The sequence below is a fragment of the Lysobacter sp. GQ73 genome, from assembly GCF_059758755.1.
On record NZ_JCAXEE010000001.1, the window covers coordinates 1,093,973 to 1,109,114 of the forward strand.

Genomic DNA, 15,142 nt, shown 5'->3' on the forward strand with positions numbered 1-15,142 from the left:
CCGCCTGCAGACGCATGTGGAGCACCCGATGAGAAAGCTGATCGTGCAGATGCAGATGTCGGTCGACGGCCGCGTCAGCGCCGACAGCGGCATCGCCTGGCAGCTATGGAACTGGGACTGGAGCGGCGCCTGGCCTTGGGACGATGCGCTCAAGCAGGCCTTCAACGACAGCTTCGCGGCGGCCGACTGCATCGTGCTGAGCCGGCCGATGGCCGAGCAAGGCTATATCGACCACTGGACCCGCGCGGCGGCGGCGCGCTACCCGGCCGACCCGTTTTACGCCTTCGCCCAAAAGGTGGTCGAGGCGGACAAGGTCGTGGTCACCGACAAGCTGGACGGCGCGCGCTGGCCTCGCACCCGAGTCGCCTCGCGCGGCCTGTCGGTCGAGGTCGGGGCGCTCAAGCGCGAGCCGGGAGGCGACATCCTGTGTTTCGGCGGCGCCGGTTTCGCCTCGGCGCTGGCCGCCACCGGACTGGTCGATGAGTTCCAGTTCTATCGCAATCCGAGCGCCGTCGGCCCCGGTCGCTCGATCTTCCCCGAGCGGGGCCTGGCCCTGCGCCTGATCGGCACGCAGGCCTACGACTGCGGCATCGTCGTCGAACGCTATCGGTCCGCCGGCGCCGATTGAGGCGATCTCGATGCGATCGCGAGTCGCGACGCAGAAAGGGCGCCGACCGGCGCCCTTTCTCGATTCGTTCGAACCCGCCGCGAACCGGCCGTGGTTCTGGCGAGCGGCCCGATCAGGCCTGGCGGGCGCGGCGCGCCGCCGGCTTGCGCGCGGCCACCCGGCGCGACTGCGGCTTCTTCGCCGCGGTCTTGCGGGCCTTGCGCTGGCCGCGCTTGGGCTTCTTCAGGCCCAGCTTGTCCAGCACCGGCGCGAGGCGGGCCTCGACTTCGGCGCTGAACTTGACGACCTTGGGCTCGACCTGATCGCGCACGTTCTCGATGCCGCCGCGCACGTTGCTGCGCGCATCGTCGGCGAGGTCGCGCACGCGCTGCTGCAGCGCGTCGACGCGGCCGACGCCGCGGGCGGCCGCGGCGATCGCTTCGCGACGCGCCAACACCACCAGGCCCAGGCCGGCCAGCCAGACATGGCGCAGCGTGGTTTCGCTCGCCGCCGGTTTCTTGCGTTTCACTGCTGCCATCGTTAGCTCCGCTGACCGCTCCGGATGAGCGGTTTCACCAAGCCACTGTGGCGTCGGCGCATCGAGCAATCACACTAGCCGCTTCAGCTTTCCGACGGCGAGCGCCGATGCGCGGCCCCTCTTGCCACGGCGCGGCGACGGCGGGATGCTGCCTTCCCGACCTGTCGACAAGGACTGCAGATGGCTGCCAAATCCGCTTGGGCCAAGTTTCCTCATGACGCCAAGGGCTATGCCTACGCCGGCGATGCCCTCAAGAAAGCCTGGCCCAAGCTGCACGCCGGCGACACCGAGCCCTTCCCGGACGCCAAGCGCGCCAGCGCGCTGATCGGCGCGGCCGGCAAGGCGGCCCCGAAGGGCTTGGATGCCGACGCGCTCGCCGCCGCCCTGCAGGACGCCTGGCGCGCCTTCCACCGCGGCGATTTCAAGGCCGCCTTCGACGCCGGCCAGGCGCTCGGCCCGGTCGGCGCCGGTGTCGCGATCAAGGCCATGGGCATCCACGCCACCTACCTCGTCGACGACGACGCCGAGAAGCTGCACCGTTTCGAACAGGCCGCCAAGCTCGCCGAGGCCGCGATCAAGGCCCTGCCCGAGGACGCCAACAGCCACTATCGCCACGCCTTCGCCCTGGGTCGCTACAGCCAGGGCCTGAGCATCGCCAAGGCGCTCAAGGCCGGGATCGCAGGCAAGGTCCGCAGCGCGCTCGAAACCGCGCTGGAGCTGTCGCCGAAGCACGCCGAAGCGCATACCGCGATGGCCCTGTACCACGCCGAGATCATCAACAAGATCGGCGGCATGATCGGCGGCCTGACCTACGGGGCCAAGGGCGCCGAAGCCGAGAAGCACATCAAGACCGCGGTCAAGCTGACCCCGGACTCGCCGATCGCCCACATCGAATACGGCAACGTGCTGATGCTGCTGCACGGCGACAAGCAGGAAAGCGCCGCCGCCGCGGCGTACGAGAAGGCCGCCAAGCTCAAGCCGCTGGACGCGATGGAAGCGCTGGATGCGGCCTATGCCAAGGAGCAACTGGAGTAAGCGCGGGCCGGGGTTGGCGGGGTGTTCGGCCGCTGCCGCGGGTCCGCCGGCACGCCGAGGGCCCGGTCCTGGCAGCGGATTCATCGAGAGGCTTGCCTGTTCCGCGAGTCCCCCTGTAAACTTTGCGGCCCGATTCGACTCGGGCGGTTAGCTCAGCGGTAGAGCATCGCCTTCACACGGCGAGGGTCGCAGGTTCGAACCCTGCACCGCCCACCAGTTCCACGAAAAGGCCGGCGCAAGCCGGCTTTTTTCGTTTCCGGACCGGCATAGCGGGATGGATGGCGAACGCGGCTTCGCCTGTCGCCGAAGCGTCCCGCCCGCACTGCCGTCCCGTCGCGAGCAACCCAGGGGCCGGCCCTGCGATGCGCCGCGCTGCCGGCCTCGCCCGCGCCAGCACCGAACCGTAAGGACCCGCCATGACCGACGCCCACCCGGCCCCGACCCGCCTGTACCACAACCCGCGCTGCTCCAAATCGCGCGGTGCCCTCGAACTGCTGCAAGCGCGCGGCGTCGAACCGGCCGTCATCGCCTACCTCGACACCCCGCCAAGCGTCGCCGAACTGCGCGAACTGCTGGCCCTGCTCGACCTGCCGGCCCGCGACCTGCTGCGCAGCGGCGAGGACGAATACCGCGACCTCCGCCTGGCCGATCCCGCCCTCGGCGACGAGCAACTGATCGCCGCCATGGCCGCCCACCCGCGCCTGATCGAACGCCCCGTCTTCGTCCACGCCGGCCGCGCCGTGATCGGCCGTCCGCCCGAGCGCGTGCTGGAATTGCTCTGAGCCAAGGCACGTCAGCCCGCCGCGCAGTTGCAGTTGCAGTTGCAGTAAAGCTTTTGCTGTTGCTGTGCGCCGATCCGCATTAGCGAAGGCAATAGAAGACCCGAAGGGCGGCCCGCTGGGATGCGGGCCGTTTTTCATCGGGACAGGGACGTCCCGTATGTAGATCCCTGCGGAAGCACCGCTCGCGCGGGCCCTTGATTCAAGAAAAAGCACTTTTCTTTGGTTACCTTTCTTTTCTTGCTTTAGACAAAAGAAAGTAACCCGCCGCTTTAGTGGCGGAAGCTTTGGGTTTGATCTTGATCTTTCTCGATCCATGCGCCGCAAGGCCGCCGCAACGATGTCGCGGCTTGCGCCGCTCCTACCCTGGCGCAAGTGCGCCGCTTCGATGGATGCCGACAGCCTTCAAATCTCCGCGCGTCCCGCGGTCGCGACTCACGTCGCTCCTACAGGGATAGATTCGGGGCGACACGCAGGTGCAGCGGCTTCAGGGCAGGAGCGACGCAAGTCGCGACCGCATCCTCACTCGCCGCCATGCCTTGCTGCGTTGCATTTGCTGTGCGCAGCCGAGCACTAGCGAAGGCAAGAAAAGACCCGAAGGGCGGCCCGCAGGGATGCGGGCCGTTTTTCATCGGGACAGGGACGTCCCGTATGTAGATCCCTGCGGAAGCACCGCTCGCGCGGGCCCTTGATTCAAGGAAAAGCACTTTTCTTTGGTTACCTTTCTTTTGTTGCTTTAGACAAAAGAAAGTAATCCGCCGCTTTAGTGGCGGAAACTTTGGGTTTGATCTTGATCCTGATGTTGATGTTGATGTTGATGTTGATTTCGCTCGTTCGGGCGATGCGCCGCAAGACCGTTACGGCGATGTCGCGGCTTGCGCCGCTCCTACCCTGGCGAGAGCACGTCGACTCGGCGAATGACGACAGCTTCGTTGTCTCTGCGCGTCCCGTGTCGCGACTCACATCGCTCCTACAGACAGGCCCAATGGCGAAGCGAGATCGAGGCATGGCGGTCGCGGCTTGCGCCGCTCCTACCTTGGCGAAAGCACATCGCCTCGGCGAATGACGATAGCCTCGTCATCTCTGCGCGTCCCGCGTCGCGACTCACGTCGCTGCTACAGGGATGGATTCGCAGCGGCACAGATCGAAATCCAGGCGGCGTGAAATCCGTAACCAACACCGTCGACCGGGCCAGCGCGGTCGCGGCACGCGCCGCTTCTACCCTGGCGGAAACACGCCGCTTCGAAGAACGGCGACAGCCTTGTTATTTCTGCGGGTCCCGCGATCGCGACTCAGGTCGCTCCCAAATAAAGAGTGGCCCTGTTCAAATCGACTTGCTGCCCCGCATCGCCAACAACCGCTCCGGCGCCGCGAACGCATCGCTGCGCGCGTTCGCCCAGAACGACTGGAACACCGCATGCGACGGAATCTTCCCAAGCAGATCGCCCGGGGCGAGGAAGTTGTACAACGCGCCGAGCGACCGCACTTCGGTCGGCGAGACCCGACGCAAAATATGCTCGGGCCCGATCTCGGCCGGATGGCTCAGGCCGGCGGCGCACAGCAGGTCGCGCAGGGCCTTGAGGGTGTTGTCGTGGAAGTGGAATACGCGAGTGGCCTTGTCCGGCACGTCGAGCTTGCGCCAGCGGCTCGGGTCCTGGGTCGCGACGCCGGTCGGGCAACGGTCGGTGTGGCAGCTCTGCGCCTGGATGCAGCCCAGGGCGAACATGTAGCCGCGTCCGGCGTTGCACCAGTCCGCGCCCATCGCCAGGGTGCGGGCGATGTCGAAGGCGCTGGTGATGCGGCCGGCCGCGCCGATCCGGATCTTGTCGCGCAGCTCCAGGCCGACCAGGGTGTTGTGGACCAGCATCAGGGCTTCGTGCATCGGCACGCCGACATGATCGATGAATTCCGCCGGCGCCGCACCGGTGCCGCCCTCGGCGCCGTCGACGACGATGAAGTCCGGCAGCACGCCGGTCTCCTGCATGGCCTTGGCGATGCCGAACCATTCCCAGGGATGGCCGATCGCCAGCTTGAAGCCGGTCGGCTTGCCGCCCGACAGCTCGCGCAGGCGGGCGACGAAATGCAGCAGGCCCTGCGGCGAATCGAAGGCGGTGTGCGCGGCCGGCGAGACGCAGTCCTGGCCCATCGGCACGCCGCGCGTGGCCGAGATCTCGGCGCTGACCTTGGCCGCCGGCAGCACGCCGCCATGGCCCGGCTTGGCGCCCTGCGAGAGCTTGATCTCGATCATCTTGACTTGCGGGTCGCCGGCGTTGGCGGCGAAGCGCGCCTCGTCGAACAGCCCGCGCTCGTCGCGGCAGCCGAAGTAGCCCGAACCGATTTCCCAGACCAGGTCGCCGCCGTTCTCGCGGTGATACGGCGAGATCGAGCCTTCGCCGGTGTCGTGATAAAAGCCGCCGAGCTTGGCGCCGCGGTTGAGCGCGCGGATCGCGTTCGCCGACAGCGAGCCGAAGCTCATCGCCGAGATGTTGAACACGCTGGCCGAATACGGATGTGCGGTGTTCTCGCCGACGACGATGCGGAAATCGTGCGAGACGTGCGCGGTGGGCGCCATCGAGTGATTGATCCATTCGTAGTCCAGGCCGTAGACGTCCTGCAAGCTGCCGAACGGCCGCACGTCGTTGACCGACTTGGCGCGCTGGTAGACCAAGGCGCGCTGCTGGCGCGAGAACGGCACCTCGGCGGTGTCGGCCTCAATGAAGTACTGGCGCATCTCCGGGCCGATCGACTCCAGGCCGTAGCGGAAATGCGCCAGCACCGGATAGTTGCGGCGCAGGGTGCTGCGGGTCTGCAACAGGTCCCAGGTGCCGAGTGCGGCGAGTGCGCCGAACACGACCACGCCCCACAGCCAGTCGCCATGGTGCAGGAACACCAGCAGCAACGAGAGCAAGGTCAATAGCAGGCTGGCGGCATAAGCGGCGTAGCGCATGGCGATCGGATCAGTTCACGAGCTGAGGGCGAGCATAACCCTGTGCGTGCGCAACCGCTGCACGAGGCCGGGCGGATGGCCGCGGCGCCATGGCTGGGCCGCACCGTCGCAGCCGTGGCGGCGCAACCACGGCTCCACCGGCGCGATATCCGGCACGGCTCACAGCCGCGCGTCGACCTCGGCGCGCGGATACAGGCTCTTGATGTCGTACAACAAGGCGCCCGGGCGGCCATAGGCGCGCGCGCCGGCGGCGCCGAGCGCGCGGAACTCGTCGTGGGCGACCGCCACCACCACCGCATCGTAGGCCCCCGCCTGCGGCGCATCGGTCATTTCCACGCCGTACTCGCGCCGCGCCTCCTCGGCATTGGCCCAGGGGTCGTAGATCTGCACCTGGGCCCGGTACTCGCCGAGCTCGCGCGCCAGATCGACCACGCGGGTGTTGCGCAGGTCGGCGCAGTTTTCCTTGAAGGTGATGCCCAGGATCAGGACCCGCGAACCGGCCAGGGCCACGCCGCGCTGGATCATCAGCTTGACGATGTCGGAGGCGATGTGGCTGCCCATGGCGTCGTTGATGCGCCGGCAGGCCAGCAGGATGTCGGGATAGTAGCCGGCGCTCTGCGCCTTCTGGATCAGGTAGTAAGGGTCCACGCCGATGCAGTGGCCGCCGACCAGGCCAGGCCGGAACGGCAGGAAGTTCCACTTGCTGCCGGCCGCCTCCAGCACCTCGGTAGTGTCGATGCCGAGCTTCTGGAAGATCAGCGCGAATTCGTTGATCAGGGCGATGTTGGCGTCGCGCTGGGTGTTCTCGATGACCTTGGCGGCCTCGGCCACGCGCAGGCTCGAGGCCAGGTGGGTGCCCGCCGGGATGATGCTGCGGTACAACGCGTCGACGCGCTCGGCGGTCTGCAGCGTCGAGCCCGAGGTCACCTTGGGAATATCGACCAGACGGCGCCGGCGGTCGCCGGGGTTGATGCGCTCGGGGCTGTAGCCGACGAAGAAGTCGACGTTGAAGCGCAGCGACGAGGCGCGCTCGAGTTCGGGAACGCAGATTTCCTCGGTCGCGCCAGGGTAGACGGTCGACTCGTAGATCACCGTGTCGCCGGGCTTGAGCAGGCCGCCGATGACCCGGCTGGCTTCGATCAGCGGGCTGAAGTCCGGGCGTTTGTGCTCGTCGATCGGGGTCGGCACGGTGACCACGTAGACGTCGCGGTCGACCAGGTCCGCGGCCCTGGCGGTGAAGCGCAGGTGGGTCGAGGCGGCGATCTCGTCGGCGTCGTTCTCGCGGTGATGGTCTTCGCCGACGCTGAGCTGGGCCACGCGTACGGCATTGGTGTCGTAACCGATGGTGTCGTAGCGCTTGCCGAATTCCAGGGCCAGCGGCAGGCCGACATAGCCCAGGCCGATCACGCCGATGCGCGTTTGCGCGATGCTGCCTTCGTACTGCGTCATGCCCTGCCCTAGGTGCGCCGCCGTGGTGGCGGTCCGGTCCTGGATTCTAGAGACCCGCTTTCCGGACTGGCAAACCGGTGCGCTCGGTCGCCCTTCGCCGTCGCCCGGTCGGCCGGGCTCGCGCGCCCGGATCGCCGCCGGTCTGGCCCGCGGCGGGCACCTGTCGGGCCGCTCAATCCTCGGCCACCACCACCGCATTGCGCCCGAGCTGCTTGGCGCGATACAGCGCGTTGTCGGTGTGGCGCATCCACATCGCAGCGCTGAGGGTCTTCGGCCCGGTCGTCGCCACGCCGATGCTGACCGTGCAGCGCAAGGACGGCGCCTCGTCGAAGCGGGCGTCCTCGACCGCGTTGCGGATGCGTTCGGCGATCGCCACCGCCGCCTCCAGGCCCGTGTCCATGAGGATCAGGGCGAACTCGTCGCCGCCGATGCGGCTGGCGGTGTCGGTCAGGCGCACCGTCTCGTGCAGAGTGCCGGCGACCCGCCGTAGCACCGCGTCGCCGACCAAGTGTCCGTGGAAATCGTTGATTTCCTTGAACCGGTCGATATCGATCAGGATCAGGGCCGCGCCCTTCGAGGAGCGCGCGCAGTAGGTCATGGTCGCGGTGGCCGAGTCGTCCCAGTGCAGCCGGTTCTGCAGGCCGGTCAGCGGATCGGTGCGGCTGAGCTGATCGAGCTGCTTGTTCTGGCGCACCACCTTGCGCGCCAGGCCATAGGCCGCGCTGCTGATCGCCATCGGGTAGACGAACATGAAAGGCAGGCTGGCCAGGATCACCTGCATCGAGCTGTCCGGCGCGAACGGGAAGCCGAGCAGCGCCCACACCGTGGCGCAGGTCAGCAGTTGCACCGTCGCGGTGCGCACGAAAAAACGCCAACCGCCGACGCCGATCTTGTCGGCGGACAGCATCACCGCCAGCAAAGCGCTCGGCACCACGTTGAAATGCATCACCGCGATCCAGATCCCGCCGAGCGCCGAATCGATCATCAGGTTGCGGTATTCGGCGTATTCGGGGTCGACGCTGCGCGAGGCGATCAGGTAGGCCAGCGGCGGCCACAGATAGCCGTTGGCGAACAGCAGCGCCCAGACCCAGGCGCTCGAGTGGTGTTCGTACAGGACCCCGGCGACGGCGAAGAATCCCATCCCCAGACCGAGGGTGCGCATCTGGTAGATGCGGCGCACGAACCGCAGATGCTCGGTCGCTCGCGCCGGGTCGTACGAGGTGTCGGCAGTTCCAGTCACGCACGCTCCCAGCGGCCTGGATCATCGAGACGGGTACCGCCCGGGGGGTTGCGGCAACACCAGCATACCCTGCTCGCCCGGCCCCGAATGCGCAAGCGCCGGGGCCGCGAACGGGGTTTCCGATGACCGGCGGTGACGGCCCTTGGGACCGAACCAGCGCCAGGCGCGCGGACAGCGTGGCGTGAACGTTTCGTACACAAAAACCTAACGCCGGGATCGGGCAAGATTCGCTGCACAGGGGGTTCCAGCGCGGAGCCCGTATGATGACGACCAGTTTGCAAGGCCGCCCCGCCCCGACCACGCCCGGCCTGAGCTACTGGGCGAGTCAGTTCCGCAGCGCCGGCTTTTATCGCGATGGCTTGCGGTTCAGCGATTACGCACCGGCGTTCTACGTCGGCATCGCCGCCCACCTCGAGCACCCCGACCGCGACTTCGACGATCCCCGCCTGGACCTGCCGGCGCGCTACCAACGCATCCGCCTGGGCTCGGTGTTGAACTGGGAACAGGCCGAAGACGCGGCCCGCTCGGCCTGGCAACGCGCCAAAGAGAACGCCGACGCCGCGCAACTGCGCATCGAACGCCGCATGGCGGAACTCGCCGCTCAACCCTGAGCGGGTCATCAGGGCTGCCCGACACGCATCCCGGAGCGCCGAGCGCCCGGGTGTTCGGCTGCGCGGGCGTCTCGACCCGCGCTGTCCGCCGCGTCCAAGCTCGCCGGTCTCGGTCCGATCATGAGTTTTGCCTTCGACAACCCATCGGGCCGCGCCGACGAATGCCGGATCAGGCCGGGTCGAGCTCGTAATGAAATACCTTCGAGATGATCTGCCAGCGGCCGTCGAGTCGGATCAGGGTCAGCAGGTCGATGAAGCGTTTCGGCGGGATCGCGCATTCGACGCGCGCGAACGCGGTGACCGGGCCGGCGAATTCGAGCGAAACGATCTTGTCCTCGCGTGCCGCCCCCTGGCTCGCCGGCGATGCGCGCTGGTCGACCCGCGCCCAATACGCTTCCATGTCGAGCTTGAGCAGGCTGCCGTCGGTCGCGCAGACGTAGTGCGCCTGCGGATGCATGGCGCGGCGCAATCGGGCGGTGTCGCTGTGGTACAGACCGTCGAAATAGTCCGCGAGGGTCGCAACGACCGCGTCGTAGTCGTGGCTATGGGCAGCGCTCATTCGGTCTTCGCCGGCGGCATCGCGAAATGGCGATGCGCGATTATGGCGAGCGCCCGGCAGCGCCGCGATCGCACCGGTGGACCGGGCTGTCGCGCTATTGCAACGCCGGCCGCCGCAGGCGGGCTTTGGCGCTGCGGCGCTCAGAGTGCCCACTCAAAGTTTGCCCACTCAAAGTTTGAAGCGGCCGCCGTCGATGCGCAGGATTTCGCCGGTGCTGTAGCTGGCATCGCGCAGGTACAGCACCGCCTCGACCACCGCCTCGACCGTGCCGATGCGGCCGAGCACGGTGCGCGCGGCGATCGCGTCCTCCTGTTCGGCGCGTTCGGCCGGGTCGCGCGCCGAGGGCAGTACCGTGCCCGGAGCGACCGCATTGACCCGGGTCGGCGCGAGCTCGGCGGCGAGCGCGCGCACCATGCCGGCCCCGGCCGCGCGGCTGACCTGATAGGCGGCATGGCCGGCGAAAGAACGGTCCAGGTAGGTGTCGAGCATCATCACCACCGAACGCAGCGGTTGCCGCTGGTGCAGGCCGATCGCCAGCACCCAGGGCGCGATCAGGTTGACCCGCAGATGCCGTTCCAGGCGCTCGCGCTCCTCGTCGGTATCGCCGGCGCCGAGGTCGCCCCAGGCATGGCCGCGCTCGAACAGCGAGGCATTGAGCACCAGGTCGGTGACTGGCACCGACGGCAACGCCGGCAGCGGCTCGGTCATGTCCCAGCTCCATTCGTGCACCGGCGCCGAGTATGGCGCCGGCGCCGCAGCGGCGCGGCGGCGATGGGCCACCACCTGTTCGCCGCGTTGCAGGCAGGCCTCGACGATGGCCCGGCCGATCCGTTGCGAAGCGCCGGTAACCAAAGTGACGCGATCGGACATCAGCGGGCCTCCTGAGCGGCGGTGGCGGGCTCGGGCTGGGCGTGCAGGAAACCTGCGACGAAATCCGCTCCGGCCAGGGGATAGAACCCCATCGCATTGTGTTCGGGACGGAAGCCGCGCTGCAAGGCGACGGCGTCGAGCGCTTTGCGCAACAGCGGCAATGGCAGTTGGTGCAGGCCATGGAACAGATACGGCCGGGCCGGGTCGTAGCGGTCCTGCCACTGCACCTCGCCGTCGATCCTGCCGACCAGATCGATATCCAGCGGCACCGGCAGCACGCGCTGCGGGTCGCGCTCGCGCCCGAACGCCGCCTCGATCTGTTTGAAACGACGCTCCATGCTCTCGATCGACCATCGCGGCGCGACCTGCAGCGCCAGCATCAAATTGACCGTGGCGCCGCCGCGATGGAGGCGATGGCGGTCGCCGAACAGCTCCGAACAGGCACCCGTGGCGCGCGCATCGGGTGCAACGTCGAACTCGGTCCGCAGTTGCGCCGCCGCCAGCAACAGATTCTCCACGCGCGGGCCGTCGCTGGCCCCCAGGCAGATCAATGCGGTCCAGCTCATAAAACGCGGGCAGCCGCGGCCGTTCGGCGGGTACCGGGCCGCTGCGGCGAAGGCCGGCCAGAATCGATCGCCATCTCGTCTACTCCTCGGCGCTGCGTCCAATCGACGGCGGCCGGAGCGTCGGCGACGAGGCCTACCTGCCGCACAGCTCCGAACGCGATGACCCGCATTCTAGCCAGCTGACGGCGGTTTTCCCTACCCGGCGCGGCAATCGCATGAAAACGCGGCCAATCACGCCGCAAAGGATGCCGGCATTGCTCTCGGGCAGGAGCGACGTGAGTCGCGACCGTGATTTCTCCCGCCCAGGTTAATACGGGGCCGCTCGCGATGCCGTGGTCGCGGCTCACACCGCTCCTACCCCTGGGCTCGGCGGTCCATCTGCGCTTGGGTAGGAGCGACGTGAGTCGCGACCGTGATTTCTCCGGCCCAGGTTAATACGCGGCCGCTCGCGATGCCGTGCCGCGGCACGCACCGCCCTACCCCTGGGCTTCGGCGGTCCATCTGCGCTTGGGTAGGAGCGACGCAAGTCGCGACCGTAATCTCTCCGGCCCAGGTTAATACGCGGCCGCTCGCGATGCCGTGCCGCGGCACGCACCGCCCTACGCGTGGACTTCCGTCGTCTCAAGCCACCGGGTACGGCATGCCTTCGAACACGCGGTCGTGATAGCCCTTCACGCCGACCTCGTGGGCGAGCGCGCTGCGGAAGTCCATGCCGGCGCGCAGGCAGTCGAGCACGTAGGCGAAACCGTAACGCGGCTCCCAGCCCAGGTCGCGGCGGGCGGCCTCGTTGACGTAGACCCGGTCGAGCTGCGGAAACAGCCGCCAGCCCTTGGCCGCGTACAAGGCGCGGCAATCGGGGAACAGCCGCTCCACCACCGCCGCGGCATCCTCGCGCAGGGCGTGCAGATCGTCGCGGCCGAACGGCGTGGTCGCCGACACGATGTAGCGGCCGAAGCCCAGCGCCGGGGCGCGTTCGACCGCGCGCAGATGCGCGTCGACGATGTCCTCGATATCGGCGCGCCGATACAGCAGCTCGTTGGCCTGGACGTTGGCCGCCGGATAGACCTCGCGCACCGAGGCATCGTCGTCGTCCTCGGGAAAGAAGCGCGAGGTGCGCAGCACCAGCACCGGCAACTTATGCCGGCGATGAAACAACTCGCACAGGCCTTCGGCGGCGATCTTGGTGGTGCCGTAGATATTCTTCGGCACCGGCGTCACTGCTTCGGTGATCCAGGTCGCCGGACCGCCGGGCACCGGCTTCAAGGCCGCGCCGAACGCGCTGGTGGTGCTGGTGAAGACGAAGGATTCGACGCCGGCCGCGAGCGCTTCCTCGAGCAGCACCAGGGTGCCGGTGACGTTGGTGTCGATGAAGTCCTGATAGCGATGGGTGGCGACGTGCGGCTTGTGCAGGGTCGCGGCATGCACCACCGCGCGCACGCCCTGCATGGCGTCGCGGACGAAGGCGCGGTCGGCGATCGAACCGACCCGATCGGTGAAGGCCGAGGCCTTCAGGTCGATGCCGACCGCGTCGCGCGATTGCGCGCGCAGTCGGCGCATCAGGCCTTCACCGAGGTGGCCGGCACTGCCGGTGACGAGGATGGACATCGGGACGGACTCCTGGCGACGCGCGCCCGCCGCAGCGATGGCGGTCCGGGCCTGGATGGATGCGTAAAGCCTAGCAAGGCCGCGAATCCGGCGCCATGCGGCGTGCCGGCCTGTGTCGCGATGGCATCGAGAGAAATCGCCGGGATACGCAGCCGGCGCCGCGAATGCGGCGCCGGCATTGTTCTCGTATCGGCTTACAGCAGCGATCCATCGCCGATGGTTTACGGCACAGGTTACGGCAGGAACGGCGCCGGCTCTTCGACGTTGTAACGGGAGACCGCGCACTCGGAAAAGCCCGAGCGTACGGTATTGATGGCGATGTTCTCGATGCAGGTCGCACCGGCACCGCCGATCAATCCCTGCAGGCCCGAACGCGTCCGCAACATGATCGAGTTGTGCACCAGTCGCGCCCGCGGCGACTCGCGCAGCTCGATGATCCGGTGGGTGGCGTCCGGAAAATCGAGGAACTGATTGCCGGTCGCCTGCACGTCGGCCGAAGCGTCGACGAGCAGGCCGCCGCCATGGTAGCCGGCGATCACATTATTGGTGATTACAGTGCGCGGCGCGCTCATGACCCGGATGGCTTCGCGCCAACTCGCAACGGCCTGATTGCCGTAGTCGAGGACGCGATTGCCGATCACCCGGGCCCCGTCGCCTTCCGGCAGGTTGTGGCCCAGGATCATGAAGCCCGCATCGCGCGGACGCACCACCGTATTGTTGAGCAACTGATCGCCCGAACTCGTACGCAGATGGATACCGAGCGGATAACCCTCGATGCGGCAATTGCGCACAGTCACCTTGGACCAGGAATCCACCGCAATCGCGGCGAAACCGTTGCCGCTCGGGTCCGGGTTGACCAAGGTCCGGCCCTTGCAATCGAGTTCGATGTCGTGGCCGTTGATGTGCAGCGGGACGTCAAGATTCCTGGTCAGGCAGTACTTGCCGGGCTCGGTGATATGCGGATTGGCCGAGGTGACGATGGTGTCGCAAGCCAACGCGTTCGCGCTGAATACCGCGGCCGACAGGGCCAGGCTGGAAAGCAGAATGGAGCGCATGAATATCCTTTTAAGAGCGCCGATGAAACGACGGCTGCGCGAAACGCGCCCGTCGTGCTGCACAGGAACACGCGGCGGCATGCCGCGTCCTGCGTTGGGTGGAATGTCGTGATGAAGCAGGCCGGCGAGGCCGGCAGTCGTCCCTGGACCTGCGGCGCGCCGGAAGCATGGCGTTCGATACCGACTTCCCTGTCGAATGCGTGATTCCTGGCGTCGACCGCGAATGAAGCCGTCTCTCCGGCCTGCCTGCATCGCGACCGGGACAGAATCGCCGACCGGCGTCGCAGGCGCCGCGACGGCGCGCGTCGTCGGCGTCTATTTGAAGAAGCGGGGCGGTATCGCGACGGCGTTCGGGCGCGCATGCCGTTGCGGCTGCATCTGGGTTCGATCAATCGGGACTGCGCTCGCGCATCGCGGCGATAGCCTCGGCGCGGCGCTTCGGTTGCGCATCGCAGGAGAGCCGCGCCCTAAATCCGAAAAATTTCAGCTACTGGCACAGTCTTGCCGGTTGCAGTGAACGACACCCGAGGCCGACGCCTCGGGTCCGTTTTTTCTTACCGGCCCGAGTCAGCCGTGGCCCTTGTCCTTTCCTTTGCCCTGGCCCTTGCCGCCGCCGTGGCCTTTGTCGCCGCCCTGCCCCTTGCCATGACCGCCGCCCTTGTCGGAGTTGCCGCGGCCGTTTCCTTTCGAGCTCGGGTGATCGGAGTGCGAGGAAGCGGGGCCGTGCTTCTTGCCGCCGGAAGGCCCGTTGGACTTGCCCTTGCCCTTGCCGGGGCCGTGCTGAGCCCAATCGACGTGCACCGACTGGTTCACATTGATCGGATAGCCCCAGCGATCGTAGGTGCCGACGGCGCCGCGCTTGAGCGCGTGGAAAGCCGGCGAACCGGGCTTGATGCCCATGCGCTGGGCGACTGCGCCCCAGCCCTGTCCGGGGTTGCGGTCGTATTCGCGCACGACGTTCAGGCACGGCACGCCGAGCGAACGCGCGATGGCGCAGGCGTAGTAAACATCGCCCGGGGACCAGCCGCGGCGATCGAGCAACTCGTCGATCAGCGAACGCGGCGCGCCGTAATAACCGGTGATCTCGCTGACGAAGGGCTCGCGATACCGCCGACCGTAGTCGTTGATCTCGCCGAGCCGCGTATCGACCCAGACGTCGCCGGTGCGAATGTTGTAGCCGACCGTCTGTGCCTGCGCCGCCCCCGCCAGGCTCAGGCCCAGCAGCAGGGCCATACCCGCTCGCTTCATGTCTTTCATTGCAGCACCTCGTCTTGGTCGCGC

General features: G+C 67.6%; 16 protein-coding genes and 1 tRNA gene. 6 read left to right on the forward strand and 11 right to left on the reverse strand.

What is annotated here, in order from left to right; genetic code table 11:
• Positions 1-28 precede the first annotated feature (28 nt).
• Positions 29-628: a dihydrofolate reductase family protein gene (locus AC6CH2_RS04440; RefSeq protein WP_498268090.1), complete on the forward strand. Its 600-nt coding sequence runs from the start codon at positions 29-31 to the stop codon at positions 626-628.
• A gap of 112 nt (positions 629-740) precedes the next feature.
• On the opposite strand, the gene AC6CH2_RS04445 is transcribed toward AC6CH2_RS04440, so the two are convergent.
• Complete coding sequence (locus AC6CH2_RS04445) at positions 741-1,145, reverse strand: phasin family protein (protein ID WP_498268091.1); 405 nt, start codon at positions 1,143-1,145, stop codon at positions 741-743.
• Positions 1,146-1,325: 180 nt separating this feature from the next.
• On the opposite strand from AC6CH2_RS04445, the gene AC6CH2_RS04450 reads away from it, so the two are divergent.
• The 3 genes from AC6CH2_RS04450 (at position 1,326) to arsC (ending at position 2,962) form a co-directional block, all read left to right on the forward strand.
• On the forward strand, positions 1,326-2,180 hold the full coding sequence (locus tag AC6CH2_RS04450) for a hypothetical protein (protein WP_498268092.1): 855 nt from the start codon (positions 1,326-1,328) through the stop codon (positions 2,178-2,180).
• Positions 2,181-2,321: 141 nt separating this feature from the next.
• A tRNA-Val gene (locus tag AC6CH2_RS04455) sits at positions 2,322-2,396 on the forward strand.
• Between the two features lie 200 nt (positions 2,397-2,596).
• The gene (gene arsC, locus AC6CH2_RS04460) at positions 2,597-2,962 is read left to right on the forward strand and encodes an arsenate reductase (glutaredoxin) (RefSeq protein ID WP_498268093.1); all 366 of its coding nucleotides are present in this window, start codon (positions 2,597-2,599) and stop codon (positions 2,960-2,962) included.
• 714 nt (positions 2,963-3,676) lie between these two features.
• Here arsC and AC6CH2_RS04465 read toward each other — a convergent pair.
• From AC6CH2_RS04465 to AC6CH2_RS04480, 4 genes are all read right to left on the reverse strand, one after another.
• Positions 3,677-3,922 carry a hypothetical protein gene (locus AC6CH2_RS04465; RefSeq protein ID WP_498268094.1) on the reverse strand — a complete coding sequence of 82 codons (246 nt, stop codon included), beginning with the start codon at positions 3,920-3,922 and terminating at the stop codon, positions 3,677-3,679.
• 361 nt (positions 3,923-4,283) lie between these two features.
• Positions 4,284-5,906, reverse strand: a complete 1,623-nt coding sequence (locus tag AC6CH2_RS04470) for an FMN-binding glutamate synthase family protein (RefSeq protein ID WP_498268095.1) — start codon at positions 5,904-5,906, stop codon at positions 4,284-4,286.
• 159 nt (positions 5,907-6,065) lie between these two features.
• A complete protein-coding gene (locus tag AC6CH2_RS04475; RefSeq protein WP_498268096.1) occupies positions 6,066-7,355 on the reverse strand; it encodes a nucleotide sugar dehydrogenase in 1,290 nt (429 codons plus the stop codon).
• A 172-nt stretch (positions 7,356-7,527) separates the two neighbouring features.
• Complete coding sequence (locus AC6CH2_RS04480) at positions 7,528-8,595, reverse strand: diguanylate cyclase (protein WP_498268097.1); 1,068 nt, start codon at positions 8,593-8,595, stop codon at positions 7,528-7,530.
• 263 nt (positions 8,596-8,858) lie between these two features.
• On the opposite strand from AC6CH2_RS04480, the gene AC6CH2_RS04485 reads away from it, so the two are divergent.
• Positions 8,859-9,206, forward strand: coding sequence for a hypothetical protein (locus AC6CH2_RS04485; protein ID WP_435395613.1), 348 nt, complete (start codon positions 8,859-8,861; stop codon positions 9,204-9,206).
• A gap of 169 nt (positions 9,207-9,375) precedes the next feature.
• Here the strand turns inward: AC6CH2_RS04485 and AC6CH2_RS04490 are convergent, their stop codons facing one another.
• The 5 genes from AC6CH2_RS04490 to AC6CH2_RS04510 all read right to left on the reverse strand — a co-directional run bounded on the left by AC6CH2_RS04490 (position 9,376) and on the right by AC6CH2_RS04510 (position 13,861).
• Complete coding sequence (locus AC6CH2_RS04490; RefSeq protein ID WP_498268098.1) at positions 9,376-9,765, reverse strand: nuclear transport factor 2 family protein; 390 nt, start codon at positions 9,763-9,765, stop codon at positions 9,376-9,378.
• Positions 9,766-9,933: 168 nt separating this feature from the next.
• On the reverse strand, positions 9,934-10,635 hold the full coding sequence (locus AC6CH2_RS04495; RefSeq protein ID WP_498268099.1) for an SDR family oxidoreductase: 702 nt from the start codon (positions 10,633-10,635) through the stop codon (positions 9,934-9,936).
• A complete protein-coding gene (locus AC6CH2_RS04500) occupies positions 10,635-11,201 on the reverse strand; it encodes a hypothetical protein (RefSeq protein WP_498268100.1) in 567 nt (188 codons plus the stop codon). Before AC6CH2_RS04500 ends, AC6CH2_RS04495 begins: the two co-directional genes overlap by 1 nt.
• 621 nt (positions 11,202-11,822) lie before the next feature.
• Positions 11,823-12,806 carry an NAD-dependent epimerase/dehydratase family protein gene (locus AC6CH2_RS04505; protein ID WP_498268101.1) on the reverse strand — a complete coding sequence of 328 codons (984 nt, stop codon included), beginning with the start codon at positions 12,804-12,806 and terminating at the stop codon, positions 11,823-11,825.
• Between the two features lie 233 nt (positions 12,807-13,039).
• Entirely contained in the window at positions 13,040-13,861 is an 822-nt protein-coding gene (locus AC6CH2_RS04510) for a right-handed parallel beta-helix repeat-containing protein (RefSeq protein WP_498268102.1), read from the reverse strand.
• A gap of 223 nt (positions 13,862-14,084) precedes the next feature.
• Between AC6CH2_RS04510 and AC6CH2_RS04515 the strand changes: the two genes are divergently transcribed.
• Complete coding sequence (locus tag AC6CH2_RS04515; protein WP_498268103.1) at positions 14,085-14,378, forward strand: hypothetical protein; 294 nt, start codon at positions 14,085-14,087, stop codon at positions 14,376-14,378.
• Positions 14,379-14,428: 50 nt separating this feature from the next.
• Here AC6CH2_RS04515 and AC6CH2_RS04520 read toward each other — a convergent pair whose 3' ends face one another.
• Complete coding sequence (locus AC6CH2_RS04520) at positions 14,429-15,094, reverse strand: hypothetical protein (RefSeq protein ID WP_498268104.1); 666 nt, start codon at positions 15,092-15,094, stop codon at positions 14,429-14,431.
• Positions 15,095-15,142: the final 48 nt, after the last annotated feature.

Bases quoted from the DNA above. Each gene is read 5' to 3' on its own strand.
- AC6CH2_RS04440 (WP_498268090.1), top strand. From the start codon at position 29: ATGAGAAAGCTGATCGTGCAGATGCAGATGTCGGTCGACGGCCGCGTC.
- AC6CH2_RS04445 (WP_498268091.1), bottom strand. From the start codon at position 1,145: ATGGCAGCAGTGAAACGCAAGAAACCGGCGGCGAGCGAAACCACGCTG.
- AC6CH2_RS04450 (WP_498268092.1), top strand. From the start codon at position 1,326: ATGGCTGCCAAATCCGCTTGGGCCAAGTTTCCTCATGACGCCAAGGGC.
- arsC (WP_498268093.1), top strand. From the start codon at position 2,597: ATGACCGACGCCCACCCGGCCCCGACCCGCCTGTACCACAACCCGCGC.
- AC6CH2_RS04470 (WP_498268095.1), bottom strand. From the start codon at position 5,906: ATGCGCTACGCCGCTTATGCCGCCAGCCTGCTATTGACCTTGCTCTCG.
- AC6CH2_RS04475 (WP_498268096.1), bottom strand. From the start codon at position 7,355: ATGACGCAGTACGAAGGCAGCATCGCGCAAACGCGCATCGGCGTGATC.
- AC6CH2_RS04485 (WP_435395613.1), top strand. From the start codon at position 8,859: ATGACGACCAGTTTGCAAGGCCGCCCCGCCCCGACCACGCCCGGCCTG.
- AC6CH2_RS04490 (WP_498268098.1), bottom strand. From the start codon at position 9,765: ATGAGCGCTGCCCATAGCCACGACTACGACGCGGTCGTTGCGACCCTC.
- AC6CH2_RS04495 (WP_498268099.1), bottom strand. From the start codon at position 10,635: ATGTCCGATCGCGTCACTTTGGTTACCGGCGCTTCGCAACGGATCGGC.
- AC6CH2_RS04500 (WP_498268100.1), bottom strand. From the start codon at position 11,201: ATGAGCTGGACCGCATTGATCTGCCTGGGGGCCAGCGACGGCCCGCGC.
- AC6CH2_RS04505 (WP_498268101.1), bottom strand. From the start codon at position 12,806: ATGTCCATCCTCGTCACCGGCAGTGCCGGCCACCTCGGTGAAGGCCTG.
- AC6CH2_RS04510 (WP_498268102.1), bottom strand. From the start codon at position 13,861: ATGCGCTCCATTCTGCTTTCCAGCCTGGCCCTGTCGGCCGCGGTATTC.
- AC6CH2_RS04515 (WP_498268103.1), top strand. From the start codon at position 14,085: ATGAAGCCGTCTCTCCGGCCTGCCTGCATCGCGACCGGGACAGAATCG.
- AC6CH2_RS04520 (WP_498268104.1), bottom strand. From the start codon at position 15,094: ATGGCCCTGCTGCTGGGCCTGAGCCTGGCGGGGGCGGCGCAGGCACAG.